The sequence below is a fragment of the Sphingomonas sp. PL20 genome (genome assembly GCF_017875905.1).
Lineage (GTDB): Bacteria > Pseudomonadota > Alphaproteobacteria > Sphingomonadales > Sphingomonadaceae > Sphingomonas > Sphingomonas echinoides.
On sequence record NZ_JAGINH010000002.1, the window covers coordinates 975,583 to 991,639 of the forward strand.

Annotated in this window: 13 protein-coding genes and 1 tRNA gene; 5 read left to right on the forward strand and 9 right to left on the reverse strand. The window is 64.7% G+C overall.

The features are described from left to right. Positions 1 to 51: 51 nt before the first annotated feature. Together H4W01_RS04645 and H4W01_RS04650 are read right to left on the reverse strand one after the other, a co-directional pair. Positions 52 to 1,401 carry an ATP-binding protein gene (locus tag H4W01_RS04645; RefSeq protein ID WP_209610090.1) on the reverse strand — a complete coding sequence of 450 codons (1,350 nt, stop codon included), beginning with the start codon at positions 1,399 to 1,401 and terminating at the stop codon, positions 52 to 54. Beyond that, positions 1,398 to 2,117, reverse strand: coding sequence for a response regulator (locus tag H4W01_RS04650; protein WP_209610091.1), 720 nt, complete (start codon positions 2,115 to 2,117; stop codon positions 1,398 to 1,400). Before H4W01_RS04650 ends, H4W01_RS04645 begins: the two co-directional genes overlap by 4 nt. A gap of 186 nt (positions 2,118 to 2,303) precedes the next feature. Here H4W01_RS04650 and H4W01_RS04655 point away from each other — a divergent pair, with 186 nt between their 5' ends. Next, entirely contained in the window at positions 2,304 to 3,083 is a 780-nt protein-coding gene (locus tag H4W01_RS04655) for a response regulator (protein WP_209610092.1), read from the forward strand. A 52-nt stretch (positions 3,084 to 3,135) separates the two neighbouring features. Here the strand turns inward: H4W01_RS04655 and H4W01_RS04660 are convergent, their stop codons facing one another. Beyond that, positions 3,136 to 5,694, reverse strand: coding sequence for a TonB-dependent receptor (locus H4W01_RS04660; protein WP_334685150.1), 2,559 nt, complete (start codon positions 5,692 to 5,694; stop codon positions 3,136 to 3,138). A 346-nt stretch (positions 5,695 to 6,040) separates the two neighbouring features. Between H4W01_RS04660 and H4W01_RS04665 the strand changes: the two genes are divergently transcribed. Together H4W01_RS04665 and H4W01_RS04670 are read left to right on the forward strand one after the other, a co-directional pair. Continuing rightward, positions 6,041 to 6,844, forward strand: a complete 804-nt coding sequence (locus H4W01_RS04665; protein ID WP_209610093.1) for a MerR family transcriptional regulator — start codon at positions 6,041 to 6,043, stop codon at positions 6,842 to 6,844. 122 nt (positions 6,845 to 6,966) lie between these two features. Next, positions 6,967 to 7,428 carry a hypothetical protein gene (locus H4W01_RS04670; RefSeq protein ID WP_209610094.1) on the forward strand — a complete coding sequence of 154 codons (462 nt, stop codon included), beginning with the start codon at positions 6,967 to 6,969 and terminating at the stop codon, positions 7,426 to 7,428. Positions 7,429 to 7,479: 51 nt separating this feature from the next. On the opposite strand, the gene H4W01_RS04675 is transcribed toward H4W01_RS04670, so the two are convergent. Together H4W01_RS04675 and H4W01_RS04680 are read right to left on the reverse strand one after the other, a co-directional pair. Further along, positions 7,480 to 10,305 (reverse strand): TonB-dependent receptor, encoded by a 2,826-nt coding sequence (locus H4W01_RS04675; RefSeq protein WP_334685151.1) that lies wholly within the window; start codon positions 10,303 to 10,305, stop codon positions 7,480 to 7,482. Positions 10,306 to 10,388: 83 nt separating this feature from the next. Next, positions 10,389 to 10,465, reverse strand: a tRNA-Arg gene (locus tag H4W01_RS04680). Positions 10,466 to 10,547: 82 nt separating this feature from the next. Between H4W01_RS04680 and H4W01_RS04685 the strand changes: the two genes are divergently transcribed. After that, positions 10,548 to 11,276, forward strand: coding sequence for a queuosine precursor transporter (locus H4W01_RS04685; protein WP_209610095.1), 729 nt, complete (start codon positions 10,548 to 10,550; stop codon positions 11,274 to 11,276). Between the two features lie 273 nt (positions 11,277 to 11,549). Continuing rightward, entirely contained in the window at positions 11,550 to 12,509 is a 960-nt protein-coding gene (locus tag H4W01_RS04690) for an IS110 family transposase (protein WP_209610096.1), read from the forward strand. Positions 12,510 to 12,570: 61 nt separating this feature from the next. Here H4W01_RS04690 and purQ read toward each other — a convergent pair whose 3' ends face one another. From purQ to purC, 4 genes are all read right to left on the reverse strand, one after another. After that, the gene (purQ, locus tag H4W01_RS04695) at positions 12,571 to 13,242 is read right to left on the reverse strand and encodes a phosphoribosylformylglycinamidine synthase subunit PurQ (RefSeq protein WP_209610097.1); all 672 of its coding nucleotides are present in this window, start codon (positions 13,240 to 13,242) and stop codon (positions 12,571 to 12,573) included. Then, positions 13,239 to 13,469, reverse strand: coding sequence for a phosphoribosylformylglycinamidine synthase subunit PurS (gene purS, locus H4W01_RS04700; protein ID WP_209610098.1), 231 nt, complete (start codon positions 13,467 to 13,469; stop codon positions 13,239 to 13,241). The genes purQ and purS overlap by 4 nt, the downstream gene beginning before the upstream one ends. 82 nt (positions 13,470 to 13,551) lie before the next feature. Then, positions 13,552 to 15,129 (reverse strand): hypothetical protein, encoded by a 1,578-nt coding sequence (locus tag H4W01_RS04705; RefSeq protein ID WP_209610099.1) that lies wholly within the window; start codon positions 15,127 to 15,129, stop codon positions 13,552 to 13,554. A 4-nt stretch (positions 15,130 to 15,133) separates the two neighbouring features. Beyond that, positions 15,134 to 15,913, reverse strand: coding sequence for a phosphoribosylaminoimidazolesuccinocarboxamide synthase (purC, locus tag H4W01_RS04710; protein ID WP_209610100.1), 780 nt, complete (start codon positions 15,911 to 15,913; stop codon positions 15,134 to 15,136). Positions 15,914 to 16,057 lie beyond the last annotated feature (144 nt).

The following is a 16,057-nucleotide window of genomic DNA, read 5'->3' on the forward strand; positions in this document are numbered from 1 at the left end:
GCATTGGTGGCGTTTGCTGCGCTGAACCCCGGCGTCGCGCGGGACAGGCGCTCAGACCGGCAGCGTCACCCGCGCGAGCAGCCCTCCCGTCGGTCGGTTTTCGATCTTGGCCTCGCCGCCATGCGCACGGGCCACCGCGCGCACGCTGGCGAGGCCAAGGCCGGTGCCGCCGGTGTCGCGATTGCGCGATCGTTCGGCGCGGAAGAACGGCTCGAACGCACGGACAAGGTCCGACGGCACCATGCCAGGCCCATTGTCGCTGACTTCGATGATCGCGACATCGCGCTCGCGGCGCAGCGCGATCTGTGCGCTGCCGCCATAATGCACGGCATTGGTCACGAGATTGGTGAGCAGCGCCTTGAGCGATGGGGCGTCGCCCTCCATGCTGATCGCCGGCCCCGGCAGGAGCGTAACGTCGCCGCCGCGATCGGCCGCGTCGGTCGCGACACTTTCGGCCAGCGAGCGCAAATCGAGCCGCTGGCGGCGGACGTGGCGGGTCATCTCGCGGACAAAGGCCATTGCCGCGCCGATCCGCTCGCTCATTTCGCGAATATCGTCTTCGCCTGCGAGGCGGATCGCGTCGGGGGCCTTTTCCAGGCGCAGCGACAGCCGCATCAGCGGGGTGCGCAGATCGTGCGCCACCGCAGCGATCAACGTCGTGCGATCCTCGACATAGCGGTTGAGGCGTTCCTGCATCTGGTTGAAGCTCGCCGCCGCTTCGGCGATTTCGGATGGGCCCGACAAGGTGAGCGGTGCGGCGCGGGGATCGCGACCGAGCCGATCGGCGGCCGCCGCGAACAGCGCGATCGGCTTGGCGATCCGGCGCGACATCGCCCACGCCAGCGGGGCAATGCCGACCGCCGCCAGCACGAACCACAGGACGAAGCGCATGCGCCACGGGCTCAGCATGCGGTCGGTCGGCGTGATCACATGCCAACGACCATCGGGCTGCTGAACATAAACCCTGAAATCGCCGAACAATGCGTCATCCATCGCGCGGTGGCGTCGACGCTCGTCTGCCATGCCCATCGGCGGGGGCGGGTGAAACGCACCGATGATGGTCGGCCCCATGCGTTGATCGGATTGCACGACGACTGCCGTTTCGGGAAGGTGCAGATCGGTCGCGATCAGGTGCCCCAGCGCGAGATCGCGGGCGTCGTGGCTCGGTCCGGGTGGCGTGCCGGTCTCCTCAATCGCCAGGCGCTTGGTCGGATCACGACCGGATTGCGCGACCATCGCGAGGCGGCTGGTCGTATAGATGACGGGCGCGGGCGGCGGCATCAGCAGAAACGCCCCGAAATTGAGCAACTGGACGAGGATCACCGTCCCCAGCATCAAGCTGAAGATGCGCAGGAACAGCGGCCAGGAGCGCCGCAGGTCGACGGTTCGGTCGGCGGTCATGTCCGGGTCACGCTGGGGACGAAATAATAGCCTTCGTTGCGGATGGTGCGGATGATCTCGTCGTCGCGCGCGCGCAATTTGCGGCGCAGGCGGCTGACCTGCACGTCGATCGCACGATCATAGGCCTCGCTGTCGGGGCCGCGCGCATCCTCCAGCAGCGCATCGCGCGTCAGCACCCGGCGCGGACGGCGGACGAAGGCACGCAGCACCGAAAATTCGCCGTCGGTCAAATCGACCAGCATGCCGCTGCCGTCGATCAACTCGCGCGCCGCGAAATCGACGCGCCAATCGAGGAAACGATAGTGGCGCGGTTCTTCGGCGGCGCCGTCGCGCGCACGCAGCGCCGCGCGCACGGTCGCCAGCACTTCGCGCGCACTGCACGGTTTGGTGAGGTAATGGCTGGCCCCGATTTCGAGGCCGAGGATCCGGTCCGGTTCATCGCCAAGCGCGCTGAGAAACACGATTGGCGGCCCGCCGCGCAGAGCGATGCGGCGGCAGGCGGAAATGCCGTCCTCCCCCGGCATCATGATATCGAGCAGGATGAGCGCAATCGGGTGACGGGCCAGCGCCATGTCCATTTCCTGCGCGCTGGCTGCGGTTTCCACGCGATAGCCGTGCTGGCCGAGGCTTTCGGTCAACAAGCTGCGAATGGCATGGTCGTCATCGACGATCAGCAAGGTTGGCGCGTCGGACGGAGGCGGGGTGGCCGGGCTCATCGCGCGGCGGTGCGACTGCGATGTGTCCGGGATATGTCCGTCAGGGCATGTTCGGGCGGGCGGATGCGCAGCGGCCTCGCTTTGTAACATCGGGGACATGGCCGGAAACAGGGCGGAAAAGAACGCAGCCCATGCGCGGGGCGCAGTTCGTCGCCGCAGCGTGTTCCCTTTCGGAGTTTCTCGACCATGACAGTTAGCGCCAATACTGCAATCTCCAGCACAAGCGGAGCCCGAATCGTTATCGTCGATGACGATCCCGGCGTGCGCGAGCTGCTCACCGAATTTCTCGTCGAAAACGGCTTCGGGGCCGAGGCCGTCGCCAATGGTGCCGCCCTGCGCGACCGGTTGGAGCGGCGCGAATGCGACCTGATCGTGCTCGACATCATGATGCCGGGCGAGGACGGGCTCTCGATCCTGCGCTCGCTGATGCACGATGCCGACGGGCCCGGGATCATCATGCTGTCCGCCATTTCGAGCGAGATCGACCGGATCGTTGCGCTCGAGATGGGAGCCGACGATTATGTCCTGAAACCCTCCACGCCGCGCGAGATCATGGCGCGCATTCGCTCGGTCTTGCGCCGTCGTGCGGGAACGGCGGCACGGGGCGGGGCGATCAGTGTCGGTCATGCAACCCCCGCGCCGACCGATTGTTTCGCGTTCGCCGGCTGGACGTTCGATTCGCGTCGCCGCAAACTCACGGCACCGGGCGGCGCGATCGTCGCTGTGACCGAAACCGAATATCGCATGCTCGCCATCTTTCTGCGCGATCCGCAAGTCGTCCACTCCCGCGAAAATCTCGCGGACCTGACCGGGCGGGATAATCCCCATTGCAATGACCGCACGATCGACGTCCATGTCAGCCGCTTGCGGCGCAAGCTGTCGGTCAATGGCGGTGACGAGATCATCCGCACGGTGCGCAATCGGGGGTATTTGTTTCTGCCGCGCGTGGAGGCGCGGGTGGCCTGAACCGAGGCGGAAACGGGGCGGACCGCACGGTGCGATCCGCCCCGCCGCCGCATCAGAAGCCGAAGTGGATCGAGGCCACGAAGGTGCGCGGCGACCCGAAGGTGTAGCGCGTTGTGCTCGTGGAGTCGGTGCCGGTCGTCAGATTGCTGAAATAGCGCTCGTTGAACAGGTTGGCGACGTTGAGCTGGAAATAGGTCTGCGGCAGCCCAAGCTGTTTCAGCCCGACCCGCGTGTCTAGATCGACCGTGGTGTAGCCGGGTGCGATCACGTCGTTGACGTCGGTCGCATAGCGGCGGCCGACATGCTTGACCTGCAGCCCGATCGCGATCGGATCGAAGTCGACTTGCACGCGACCGCCATATTGCCATTTCGGCGTCTCGACGACGAACTTGCCGGCGGTGTTGGCGGTGACGAGACCGGTGGTCGGGTTGATGACATCGCTTTGCAACCGCGCATCGATGAACGAGCCGAAGCCGTAGACCGATAGGTGCTGCACGGGGGCGATGCCGATGCTGGCATCCACGCCCTTGCTCTTCACCGCGCCGACGTTGCGGTCGGTGGTCAGCGTGCCGCCACCCTCGAGCTCGGTCGTGGTCGAGATGATGCGATTGTCGTAATAGGTGTACCACCCGGCCACCTGCGCCTGGATCAAGGCGGTGGTGTAGCGCAGGCCAAGGTCGACCGTGTCGGTCTTCTCGGGCTTCACCGCACCGGTCGGTTTGATCTTCACATCGTCAAAGGCATAGAGGTTGTCGGTGCGCGGTGCCGAGAAACCCTTGGAGTAGCTGGCAAAGGTGCTGAGGTGCGGGGTGATCGCATAGGTCAGGCCGACATTGGGCAGGACGGCGTTATAGGTCTTCACCCGGTTATTGTATGGCAGGCCATAGGTCGCCGTGGTCGCATTGGCGGCCACCTGTGCCGCGGTCTGTGACGTGCAATAGGCATCGCTGGTGCTGCCGGGGATGGTGTAGCAATAATTGGTCAGGTTGCGGCGGAAGAACGGCGCACGCACGCCCAGCGCGACCTTCAGCTTCTCGTTCAGGAACGATCCGCGATACTCCCCCGAAAGCTGGTGCAGGATCGCATAGGACAGGCGGTTGCGCTTCTGCAGCACGTTGCCGGCGGCATCGACCACGGCATAATCGCTCACGCCGTCGATCGCGCTGAACACATTATAGGGCTGACCGGTCGCATCGAGCAGGCTCATTTCGCCGGTCTGGCGATGGCGCGCGCGGTCCCACGTATAGGCGAAGCGCACCGTATTGTCGGCGTCGAACTCGTAGCGCAAATTGGCAATCGCGGTGAAGCGCTGCGTCCGCGTGTTCGAGGGCGAATAGACCCGCACATAATCCAGCGTGTCGCCATCGCCGTTAATGTCGACCCCGCTGGCCGTGCCCGCACCCAGGCGCTGGAACTGATAGCTGTAGACGCCCGACGCCGCCGCAGTTCCGGCAGCGTTGGTGGCATTGGCGTTGCTTTCGGCCAGCACCGAAGACCCGCCGCCATTGGCGCGCGTGAAGCTATAGGCACCGTCGAAGGTCAGCGTGAGCTTGCGGGTCAGCGTGATGCGCGAGTTGAGCCGTACGTTGCCGGTGTTGGACGGGTTGATCGCGGTCGCGGCCACGTTCGAGCAGGCCGATTTGTCGCTTTGGCTGGTGCCGTTGACGCCGCTTGCCGAGGGGAGTGAGCAACTCGCATCGTAGAGGAAGGCGGAGGAGGTGTTGTTATACAGCGCGTCATACTGGCTCTTGCTCAGCGACAGCGTGTAGGGGGTGGCTGTGCCGATCGTCGACGGCACCACCGACGTGCCCAGTACCGAACGGATATTGGCCAGCGACGGGTTGCTGTACGAGCTGTTGCGGTTCTCGTTATAATGGCCGGCGATCGAGATGAAGTCGCCATTGCTGCCGAGCGGCTGATACAGTTTCCCGTTGAACTGCTTTTTGTCGAGGCTGCCATAGCCGCGATACTGGTCGTAGCTTTCCTTGCTCGCCGAGAACCATGCCTTGGTCCCGAACGCGGTGAACACACCCGTGTTGAACAGGCCGAACACGCGGTTCATGTCATAGGTGCCGTGCGAATAGATGGCGGTCGCACCCATTGTGTCGGTGGGGGTGAGCGAGCGGTAATTGACCGTGCCGCCCGATGCGCTCGCGGTCGGCGAATCCACGTCGGTCGTGCCGAAATTGACATTGACCTGCTCGATCAGCTCGGGGTCGAGCTGCTGGTTGGAATAGATCGCATAATTGCCCGAATCGTTGAGCGGGATACCGTCGAAGGTCAGCGACACGCGCGCGCCGTCGAACCCGCGAATACGGAGCTGCCCACCCGATGCGCCATAAGGATCGCTGTTGGTGAAATTGACGCCGGGGATCTGGTTGATCGTGTCGAGGATCGACTGGCCCGGAACGCGGTGCGCGATGAACTCCTGCGTCAGCACCGCTTTGGCCTTGGGCGTGTCGGGGATTTCGATGCCATTGATCCCGGTCGCGCGCTTGCCGCTGACGACGATATCGGTTTCGGCATCGATTGAGCCGGTCGACTGCGCCGACGCGAGCGTCGGCAAGCCAAGCGCCGCCACGGCGGCACTATACATAAGAGTTTTGCGCATTGTCTTCCCTCGTTGGACCATACAGGCGGGACCTTATTTGTGTCCGCTGCCAAGAAATGGCGTGTAGGTCGCTTATGAAAGTTCGATGACAATGGCTATTGCTCTGATGAGTTGGCGCTATATTGCCGGTGTACGTTGAAATTTAGGCACGCATTATTTCAAAGTGTTTCAACTTCGATTGGATTTTGCAATGTATAGCGGATCTTTCGCGGCGACGCCGCAGGACGAGCGACCGTTTGCGAGAGGACAGGGAAATTGAAGCCGTTCGCGTCGCTGAGGCACTTTCCCCTTGCACCGGCCCCTGGGGCAGGCCCGATAGAGCGATTCGTTCGATGAAGGGCACACCGTGGCGCAAACCGAGCCGTATCTCCGTTCCGCAGACGCCGCCCGCCGCTTTGGGGTGAGCGGCAAGGCCTTGCGGGTGTATGAGCGGTACGGCCTGGTGCGGGCGGAACGCACGGCGGCGGGCTGGCGGGTCTATGGCCCCGAGCAGATCCGACGTCTGCATCAGGTTATCGCGCTCAAGAGCTTTGGCTTTTCGCTCCGTCGCATTGCCGATCTCCTGTCGGGCGACCTTGCGGATCTGGCTGCGTTCCTGGAACTGCACGAGCAGGTGTTGCGCCAGGAAGCCACGCGCGTGGCGGAGGCGCTCCGGCTGCTGTCGGCCGCGCGCGCCAAACTCGCCCACCAAGGGGGCCTTTCCTCGGACGAATTGATGGACCTCACCAAGGAAACCGCCATGACCGACCCACGCACCGACGATGTCAGCGCCGCCTATCACGCGATCGCCGCCAAGCACTTTTCTCCCGCCGATCAGGCGACATTGGACGCCAATGGCTATGGCGGCATGCACCAGCCCGATGCGGATTGGGGTGCCTTGCACGAAGAGGCCACCCGGCTGATGGCCATTGGCGACCCGCACTCCCCGCAAGCGATCGACCTCGCCCGGCGCTGGATGGGCAAGGTGTTCGAGGCGACGGGCGGCGATCCAGCGCTGACCCGCAAGATGAAAATGGTGGCGCGCGAAACGCATCAGCAACCCGCCTTCGCCGCGGCATCGCCATCAGCGAACGCCCTGATGGACTTCGTCGCACAAGCCTATGGTGCCGCCATCGCGGCGGGCGTTATGCCGAACCCTGCCGAGGGCTGATATTAGGCGCATCCGACACCCCTCTCCCCGCGGGAGAGGGGTTGGGAGGTGGGGCAGCGAGCGGCGGGAATTGGTGGGGAGCGGACGTTGACGAACGCAAAAGATCAGCCGATGCCCTGCTGATGCGTAGCATCTCGACCGCACGTTTTTCAGCGATATTGGCCGGACTCGTTTTACTATCGGGCTGCGAACAACCAATGCACGTGCGTGCCAAAACACTATCGCCTGACCGCACGAAAATTGCCTATCTTTTAGAAGAGGAACCCGCAGCGCTCGTTCCCATGGATAGTGTCGTCGTCATTGTTCCTACCAATCGCCGTTTAGATAACGACAATGATTTGGTTTTCCGTGGTGGAGATATGAACGGTCGCCATTTTGGACCGCTGAACATCCGCTGGAACCACGACGATCTATTAGTAATCGGATACTGCTCTGGAAGAACGTCTATATTCAAGAACAATTGGTGGGATAACCATGGCAAGCAGCCTGACGATACTGAAATAATTCTCGAAAGGGAGCTCTCTGGCGAATGGCCCGCAAGCGTACCGCCGGATCGGCGAGCTGGACCGCCGCCGTGTTCCTGAATGTCTCGAAATGGGCGATGATCCTCGCATCGCGCCCCGCGCCACCCCCCCCTAAAACAGCCGACGCAGCGACAGGCTCAGCGTGCGGCCAAGCGGATCGAGCAGGTCGGGCTGGTACACCAAGGGCGTCGCGCCATTCGCATCGCGCACCCGCTGGCGCGCGTCGAACACATTGCCGACCGCCAGCGTCACCCGCGTGCCGCGCGCCCAGGCCTGGCCGCGGAAGCGCTGTTCCAGATTGGCGAACACGCGCAGATCGAGCTTGGCGAGCGCGCTGAAGTGCAGCGATCCACTGCCGTCGGTCGCGGTGTCGACGGTGGTGGCGCTTTTCCACGATCCGCTGAGCCGAAACCCGATGCCATTGTCGACGATGCCGGCATCGACTTGGACCGTGTGGCGCGGCTGGCCGCCGCTGCCGGTGGAGCCGCCATTGAGCAAATCGATCGTGCCGCCGCCATCGCGCAACACCAGCCGGTCGCGGAAGAACCAGCTGTGGAACGCCGACAGTTGCAGCCGCAGACTGTTGTCGCCACCGCCAAAACCACCCGGGCCGCCAGGGCCACCGGGTCCACCGGGCCCGCCAGGGCCTCCCGGCCCGCCGGGGGGCGGTTCCATGCCATCGGGGGGAGGGCCCATGCCGTCCGGCGGCGGGCCCATGCCATCTGGCGGGGGCGGGCGGTCGCCAAAGGGCGGCGGCCCGCCGAAATCCTCACGTGGTGCGCGGTGGCCTTCGACGACGATGTCGTCGCCATCGGCCCCCGGCGCCGCCTGGTCGGGCGTGCCCCGGTCGGGGGTCGGCATGTTGCGCGGCGGGGTGGCGTGCGGAGCGGCACCCTCGGCAACGGCAGCACCTGGGTGCGGTGCCCCCCCGCCCCATGGCCGGAAATTGGCGGGCGGATGCCAGTTGGCGGGCGGCATTGGCCGCTTGGCCGCGCGCAACACGCGCGAGAAGGTGAAGCCCGAGCGAATCTCCTGCCGCTCCTCGCGCGCGAAATTGACCGCGCGGGCATCGACCGAGATCAGCGTGCCCGAGGCATCGCGGACATAGCGATCGGGAAACGCTGCCTCGACCGCCGCCGACAGCGTCGGCAAGCTGCCGATCGCATTGTCGGTGCGGCTGTTGAGATAGTTGGCGGTGAGCGTCAGCTTGGTGCGCGTGCTCGCAAGGGCGGCATAGGACAAAGCGGCCTTGAACACGTGGCGGTCGTCGGCCGACAGCGTCGAGTATCCGCCGCTGATCTGGGTGACGGAAACGGTGCGACCGCTGCGATAGTCATAGACCAGCACGTTGGTGGTGGTGATGGTCGGCGCGTTCAATTGATCGAGCGTCGGCGCGACATGGTCTTCATTGACCGAGACGATGATGCTGATGCGTTTGCGCGGGGTCCAGTTGAGGCCATAGCCGAGCGTGCCGAGCGCGCCATAATCGGACAGCCGCGTCGTACCGACGTTCACGTTGGCGGACAGCGTGCCGATCGCCTCCAGGAAGTGCGTCTTGGTGCTGGTCAGCGGCACATCCAGGCTGGCCTGCGCGTTGAATTCGGAGCGGCTGAAGGTGGTGGGGCTGGTCGCGGCGTCGCCGATCGTCTCGGAGGAGAGCGCGCTATACGCCCCGCCGATACGCAGGGTGGTGCGCAGCGGCCCGGCGGGCAAGGTCGCGAGCTTGCCCATCGCGACGATGCTGGCGCTGCCGCTATCGGTGATCGCCACCGAATGCTGGCGCTGCAGGCTGCCGAGCGTGCTGGTGGAAAAGGCGCTGCCGTTGGTCGCGATGCTCGGGTCGGCATCGATCGCGGCTTGCAACGCGCCGGTGTTGTACCCCCGGTCGGTGGTGGTGCGGACGTCATTATGGTCGTACGCGCCGATTGCCGAGAGTTGCCAGTCCTTGGCAACATCGGCGTTGACTGTAACGCCACCATGCGCACTCGCGGTTTCGCTATGCTGGCGCAAGGCGCGGTCGGTCAGCACGCGCCGGACCGTGGTCGCGTCCTCATTCTCCTGCGCGGGCACCGACAGCGTCGCGGTCGGCAGGCCGTTCAGCGAATCGCTGGTCTGGAAACTGCCGGTCGCGTTGAACGAGGCGGTGACGCTTTCCGACAGGCGATGCGCCAGCGCGCTGTTCAGCCGGTAGCTGCGCGATGTCGGTTGCAGCGTGCGGTCGGCGGTATCGTTGACGACGGTGCCGGTGGCGTCGGTCGCGGTGTTGGTGGATTTCACATTGCGCTGGCTTTGCAGCACCTGGCCGGTCGCTGTGACGCTCGCCGCGATGTTGAAGCGATCATTGTCGTGAATGCGGACATAGCCCAGCATGCCGGTGCCATTCTCGTCGCCGCCCGCAGCCGCCATGCCTGCGCTCGCATTGGCGATACGGGCGACGAAGCGGCGGCGCAGGATGATGTTCACCACCTTGCGCTGCGCGTCATAGCCATATTTCAGCGCGACTTCCTCGGGCAGGATATCGACCCGCAAAATCGCCTCGGTCGGCAAGTCGCCGACTTCGTTGACGCCCGAAATGCGCTTGCCGTTGACCAGCACGACCGGCGCACTGCTGCTGTCGCGCCCCTGGTCGCTTTGCGTCTGGCCGGCCAGCGCATCGAGCAGTTCGCTGATCGTCGACACGCCGTACGCCGCGACATCGGCGGGGTTGAGGCGGTTCTCGGGCGGGATGTCGCCAATCACCGCACCCGGCAGGGCGCGTCCGGTGACGACGATGTCGTCGGTCGTGCTCGCCTGCCGGGCGGGCGCAGCCGCCCCGCCCTTAGCGGCGGGCGCAGCGCCGGTGTCGGCATGCGCGAGCGAGGTCAGGCTGCAGCCAAGCAGCAATGTCGCCAGCGCGAGCGGGTTCTGGAGGGCGAGGCGGCGGGGTGTGGTGTGCATATGCCACGCCCGCTAGGATCGGTTTGTTTCGCATGGATTTCCGCACGGCCATGCAGGCAGAGCGCGGTGACCAATCGGCGGGATGGCGCGCCCGGAGGGAGTCGAACCCCCGACCGAGGAGGTAGAAGCTCCTTGCTCTATCCAACTGAGCTACGGGCGCGCACCGGATTCGCCTGTAGCGTGGATTGCGGCGTAGCGAAACGGCCTTCATAACTGCCGCGCGAGGGCAAAGGCGGATCCGCATGACGACACCACAGAGTATCAACGCACGCGATCTGGGTGGACGGCAGTTCCGCTATTTCGATTTCGTGATGGTGGCGTTTGTCGTCATCCTGCTGCTGTCGAACGTGATCGGTGCGGAGAAGCGCTCGGTCATCAATCTTCCGTGGATCGGGCTGTGGCCGTTCGGCGCGGGCATCCTGTTCTTCCCCGTCTCCTATGTCATCGATGACGTGTTGACCGAGGTTTACGGCTATGCCCGCGCGCGGCGTGCGCTGTGGGCGGGGTTCGGTGCCTTGCTGTTCATGGCGGTGATGGAATGGACCGTGGTGCATTTGCCGGTCGCACAGGGCTGGAACGGGCAGGCCGCTTATGAACGCGTGTTCGGCGCTGGCTGGCGCATCATCCTGGCGTCGATCACCGCTTTCTGGGTGGGCGACCTGCTCAACTCCTTCGTGCTCGCCAAGATGAAGATCGCCACCGGCGGCAAATATCTGTGGACGCGCACGATCGGTAGCACGATCGTGGGGGAGGGGGCGGACAGCCTGATCTTCTACCCGATCGCCTTTTACGGGCTGGCCGATTGGCCGGTCGAGCAGATCGGCATGGTGATGCTCAGCCAGTTCGTGCTGAAAGTGTCATGGGAAGTGCTGTTGACGCCGGCGACCTATCTGGTGGTCAACGTGCTCAAGCGCAGCGAGGGCGTGGATGTTTACGACCGTGGAACGGACTTTTCACCGTTTCAGATTTAGGATTGATGCGGCCCCAGTCCTGAGAGGGTAAAGGCTTTCCCTTGAGCCGTTCGTTTCGAGCGTAGTCGAGAAACAGCCACAAGCGCTGTGCCAGGTTTCTTGCATGTTGCGGCTGGCCTGATCTGGTGATCCAGAAGGGTTGACCTGCAGGGGTGGCCGCCCCTGCAGGTCGGACGGGCGGGACCGTGGGTTTCTGGGCTATGTGCCGCAGTCGAGCGTGGTCCGTCCGTCCTCTTTGTCTGGCCTGAACAGATGATGGGGAGCAAGACCCGAATGCAAGAAAAGGCCGAGGCAACGCCGACGATCCATGTCGGCATCGATGTGAGCAAGGCGCATCTCGATGTGCATCTGCACCCGCTGGGCGAGCGGTTGCGCGTGACCAACGATGCGCACGGCCACCGCCACCTTGTGGCGCTGCTCACCCAGCACGCGGTGGCGCTCGTGCTGATGGAGCCGACCTCGCGCTATCACCGCGCCGTCCATCGTCGGCTGCATGAAGCCGGTCTGCCGGTCGCGCTCGCCAATCCGCTGCGCGCGCGGCTGTTCGCCCAGGCGTCCGGCACGCTCGCCAAGACCGATGCGATCGATGCCGCGATGCTGGCGCGCATGGCCGAGCGGCTTGGCCCCGATCCGGTCGCCCCGCCGACACCGGCGCAGGAGGAGCTTCAGGAACTCGCCAGCGCCCGCCAGGCTGCGATCGCTGAACGCACCGCGCTCGGCAATCGTCTCGCCGCTGCCACCAGCGCCTTCCTGCGGCGCGAACTCGCCACCCGCCTGCGCGCGCTCGAGCGCCATATCGCCCGGCTCGATAGCACGATCGACGCCATGATCCGGGCCGATCACGAGCTCGACCGCAAGGCCCGCATCCTGCGTTCAATCCCCGGCGTCGGCCCCGTCACCTCGCTCGCCTTCCTCGCCCAGCTCGGCGAACTCGGCCGCATCACCGCCAAGCAGGCCGCAGCCCTTGCCGGGCTCGCTCCCTTTGCGCGGGATAGCGGGACATCCCAGCCAAAGCGCCGCATCCATGGCGGGCGTGCCCAGCTCCGCTGTGCCCTCTACATGGCGGCGCTGAGCGCCAGCCGCCGCAACGCCGATCTCAAACGATTCTACCAAGGCCTCATCGAACGCGGCAAACCCGCCAAACTGGCGCTCGCTGCCGTCGCCCGCAAAATCGTCGTCCTTGCAAACACCCTCATCACTGAAAATCGACACTGGACGCAAGTCACCCCTTGACCGCCAACACAGATGCTCGACTACGCTCGAAACGAACGGAAGCAGGGGCGTCGGTCCATCGTTACGCCCCGACCAGCTCCAGCAAGCCCTCGAACATCCGTCGTCCGTCATTGCCGCCATGCGCCGCGGTTTCGATGCGGCGCTCAGGGTGCGGCATCAGGCCGAGCACATTGCCGGTCGCATTGAGCACGCCCGCAATCTTGCGCGCGGAGCCATTGACCGGCTCGGCATAGCGGAACGCAACGCGGCCTTCGCCTTCCAAGCGGTCGAGCGTTTCGGCATCGGCCGAATAATTGCCGTCATGATGCGCGACGGGGATGATGATCTGCTCGCCCGCGCCATAGCGGCTGGTGAACACGCTTTGCGCATTATCGACGGTCAGCGCGACGTCGCGGCAGACGAAATCGAGCCCGGCATTGCGCATCAGCGCGCCCGGTAACAGTCCGGCTTCGGTCAACACCTGGAAACCATTGCAAATGCCGAGCACCGGCACGCCGCGCTCGGCCGCCGCGGTCACCGCGCGCATGATCGGCGAGCGTGCGCCGATCGCGCCCGACCGCAGATAATCGCCATAGGAAAAGCCGCCGGGCAGCGCGATCAGGCCGACGCCATCGGGCAACTCGCTATCGGCATGCCACACCATCGTCGGCGCGACGCCGCTGACCTCGTGCAGCGCGGTCGCGATGTCGCGGTCGCAATTGGAGCCGGGAAAGACGATGACCGCGGTCTTCATACGCGTTCGATCCGATAGTTTTCGATGACGGTGTTGGCGAGCAATTCGCGGCACATCGCGTCGATCCGGTCGTCGCTGGTGTCGTCGGCAACGTCGAGTTCGATCAGCTTGCCCGCGCGCACATCGTTGACGCCGGCGAAGCCGAGGCCGCCGAGTGCCTTGTGAATCGCGCGGCCCTGCGGATCGAGCACGCCGGGCTTCAGCGTGACGAAAATGCGGAGCTTCATGGGCATGTCCTGGCTGCTGGTCGTTAGCGGCGCACCCTATGGCCCTGTGCGCGCCGTGTCGCAAGCGTCGTGTAGCGCGCGATCAGTGTGGAGCTGCCACGCGCGGTTCGAACCAATGAGGCAGGCCGAAGGATGTGCGCGCGCCATAGCGGGCGATCGCCGTCTTGGGCCACGGGCCGGTGAGATAGAGCGGGGCATAGCCGCCAGTATCGCGCCCCTCCAATTGCGCGCGGACATGGTCGTCGCCGATCCAGCGTTCATCGCCCGCAAACGGCCGCCGCAAGGCAACCGTGCGCACGCGATTGCCGACCAAAATCTGATGGTAATCAAAAGAGTTGCGTTGCTCGCCGCGTGCGTCGGTCAACCATGCGGTGGCGAAATAGGTGGGTGTCCAGGCGGCACCGACCGGGGCCGGGAACACCACCATGCGCGCGGGTTGATGGGCCTCGACTGGCACGGGGTCGATCCGGATCGTCAGCGCGAGCACAATCGGCAGCAGCGCGACCAGAGTCACCGGCCGCCGCCACGCATCGAGCACGAAACGCAGTGCGAACAGCCCGAACAGCGGGAGCACCCATTTGAAATAATGCACATTGTTGAAGCGCCACAGCCCGGTCGGCAGCAAATCGACATAAGCGAGCATCAGGATGACATAGACCGCCCCCGCCGTAGCGACCGCCAGGGTCACCGGTCGTCGCGCGGGTGGGGTCCACCAGGCCGCGAGCATACCCGCGCCGCCGAGCAACAGCCACGGTGCCGCATCGAGCAACCCGACACCTTCGCCGAACCAGGCGCGTGGCTCGACCAGCAGGACATAGGCCTTCCAGCCGAGCCACGCGAAATTGAAGCCATATTGCGCCGAATAGAGCATGTAAGGGCTGGGGCGCAGGCCGTAGATCGCCACGAACAGCGTGGCCAGCACACCGAAGGACAGGATGAAGCCGACAGCGGCATAGCGGGCAGCGCGCCCGTCTCGCGCCCGGATCAACGCGGCGATGGCGAACGCCCCGATGATCGCGCCGATGATGACGTCGCCGGGGCGGGCGAACGGGATCAGGCCGAGCGCCAGGCCGAGGATGCTGGCTGGCCAGCGAGATCCGCCCGTTGGGCGTTCCTCCTTCCTACTTCCCCGGGGAAGGGAAAAGGGGGAATACGAAGCCTCTTCCCACAGCCGCGCCATCGACCCGAGCGCGAGCCACAGCAGCGCCGCCGCCGGTGTGCTCGTCCACGGCTCGATCCACACTTTGGCAATGTCGAATTGCGGGAGCGTCGTCGCGGCAAACAGCAGCACCGCACCCCATAGCGGCACGCCAAAACTGCGCGCGACGCTGCGAAAGCCGGCAAAGGCCAGCAGATAGCAGGCCAGATTGACGAAGAAAAACGGCTGGCTCGGCCACAGATGCAGGAACGGCAGGCCGAGCAACGGATAGAGCAAGGGGTAATAATGCAGGCTCGGTGCCAGATCGCCGGTCGCAAGCGCGGTCGCCGAGCGTATGTAGAGCGACTGGTCCTGCCAATCATGCCAGTAGAGTGCGGTGGGGTCGGTGAGGGCGGCCCACCCGACCACGCGCAGCACGCTCAGCACATAGGCGATCGCCAGGGCCGCATAAGGCCACACAGCCGCCGGGGCGGCGGCCCGAAGCTGCCGCCACCCCGCCATGCGCTTATTTGCCCTTGCTCAGCCGATGCTTTTCGAGATCGAGCACGGCATTGTCGGCCCCTTCGGGCAGCAGCCCGAGACGGCGAGCAACTTCCTGATACGCCTCGACTTCACCGCCGAGATCGCGACGGAAACGATCCTTGTCGAGCTTCTCGTTGGTGGTCATGTCCCACAGTCGGCAGCCATCGGGGCTGATTTCGTCGGCCAGCAGGATGCGGGGATAATCATTGTCCCACACGCGCCCGAATTCGAGCTTGAAGTCGATCAGACGGATACCGATCCCGGCGAACAGCCCGCACAGGAAATCGTTGATGCGAATCGCCAGGTCGGCAATGTCGTGCATCTCTTCCTGCCCGGCCCAGCCGAACGCGGCGATATGCTCGTCGGTGATCATCGGATCGCCGAGCGCATCGTCCTTATAATAATATTCGATGATCGTGCGGGGAAGCTGGGTGCCTTCCTCAATGCCGAGTCGAGTCGAAATCGATCCGGCGGCGACGTTGCGCACCACCACTTCGATCGGGATGATCTCGACCTGGCGGATCAGCTGCTCGCGCATGTTGAGACGGCGGATGAAGTGCGTTGGCACGCCGATCAGCCCGAGCAGGGTGAAGATATGCTCGGAAATCCGGTTATTGAGCACGCCCTTGCCGCTGATCGTGCCCTTTTTCTGGGCGTTGAAGGCGGTTGCGTCATCCTTGAAATACTGGATCAGCGTCCCTGGCTCAGGCCCCTCATAGAGGATCTTGGCCTTGCCTTCGTAGATCTGGCGGCGGCGTGCCATGTGCGCGGATACCCCTAAAAACCAAAAGCTGAAAACGATAGGCCCCGGCGACGCGGGGAACGCGGGCCGGGGCGGTAAGGATCTCGCTATATCGAAAGCGCGGCGGTGGTGCAATCAGCTTGGGGGGTGTGCGGGTTGGCGGAG

Excerpts from the sequence above, each read along its gene's own strand:
- H4W01_RS04645 (WP_209610090.1), bottom strand. The coding sequence starts at position 1,401 with ATGACCGCCGACCGAACCGTCGACCTGCGGCGCTCCTGGCCGCTGTTC.
- H4W01_RS04650 (WP_209610091.1), bottom strand. The coding sequence starts at position 2,117 with ATGAGCCCGGCCACCCCGCCTCCGTCCGACGCGCCAACCTTGCTGATC.
- H4W01_RS04655 (WP_209610092.1), top strand. The coding sequence starts at position 2,304 with ATGACAGTTAGCGCCAATACTGCAATCTCCAGCACAAGCGGAGCCCGA.
- H4W01_RS04660 (WP_334685150.1), bottom strand. The coding sequence starts at position 5,694 with ATGCGCAAAACTCTTATGTATAGTGCCGCCGTGGCGGCGCTTGGCTTG.
- H4W01_RS04670 (WP_209610094.1), top strand. The coding sequence starts at position 6,967 with ATGCGTAGCATCTCGACCGCACGTTTTTCAGCGATATTGGCCGGACTC.
- H4W01_RS04675 (WP_334685151.1), bottom strand. The coding sequence starts at position 10,305 with ATGCACACCACACCCCGCCGCCTCGCCCTCCAGAACCCGCTCGCGCTG.
- H4W01_RS04685 (WP_209610095.1), top strand. The coding sequence starts at position 10,548 with ATGACGACACCACAGAGTATCAACGCACGCGATCTGGGTGGACGGCAG.
- H4W01_RS04690 (WP_209610096.1), top strand. The coding sequence starts at position 11,550 with ATGCAAGAAAAGGCCGAGGCAACGCCGACGATCCATGTCGGCATCGAT.
- purQ (WP_209610097.1), bottom strand. The coding sequence starts at position 13,242 with ATGAAGACCGCGGTCATCGTCTTTCCCGGCTCCAATTGCGACCGCGAC.
- purS (WP_209610098.1), bottom strand. The coding sequence starts at position 13,469 with ATGAAGCTCCGCATTTTCGTCACGCTGAAGCCCGGCGTGCTCGATCCG.
- H4W01_RS04705 (WP_209610099.1), bottom strand. The coding sequence starts at position 15,129 with ATGGCGGGGTGGCGGCAGCTTCGGGCCGCCGCCCCGGCGGCTGTGTGG.
- purC (WP_209610100.1), bottom strand. The coding sequence starts at position 15,913 with ATGGCACGCCGCCGCCAGATCTACGAAGGCAAGGCCAAGATCCTCTAT.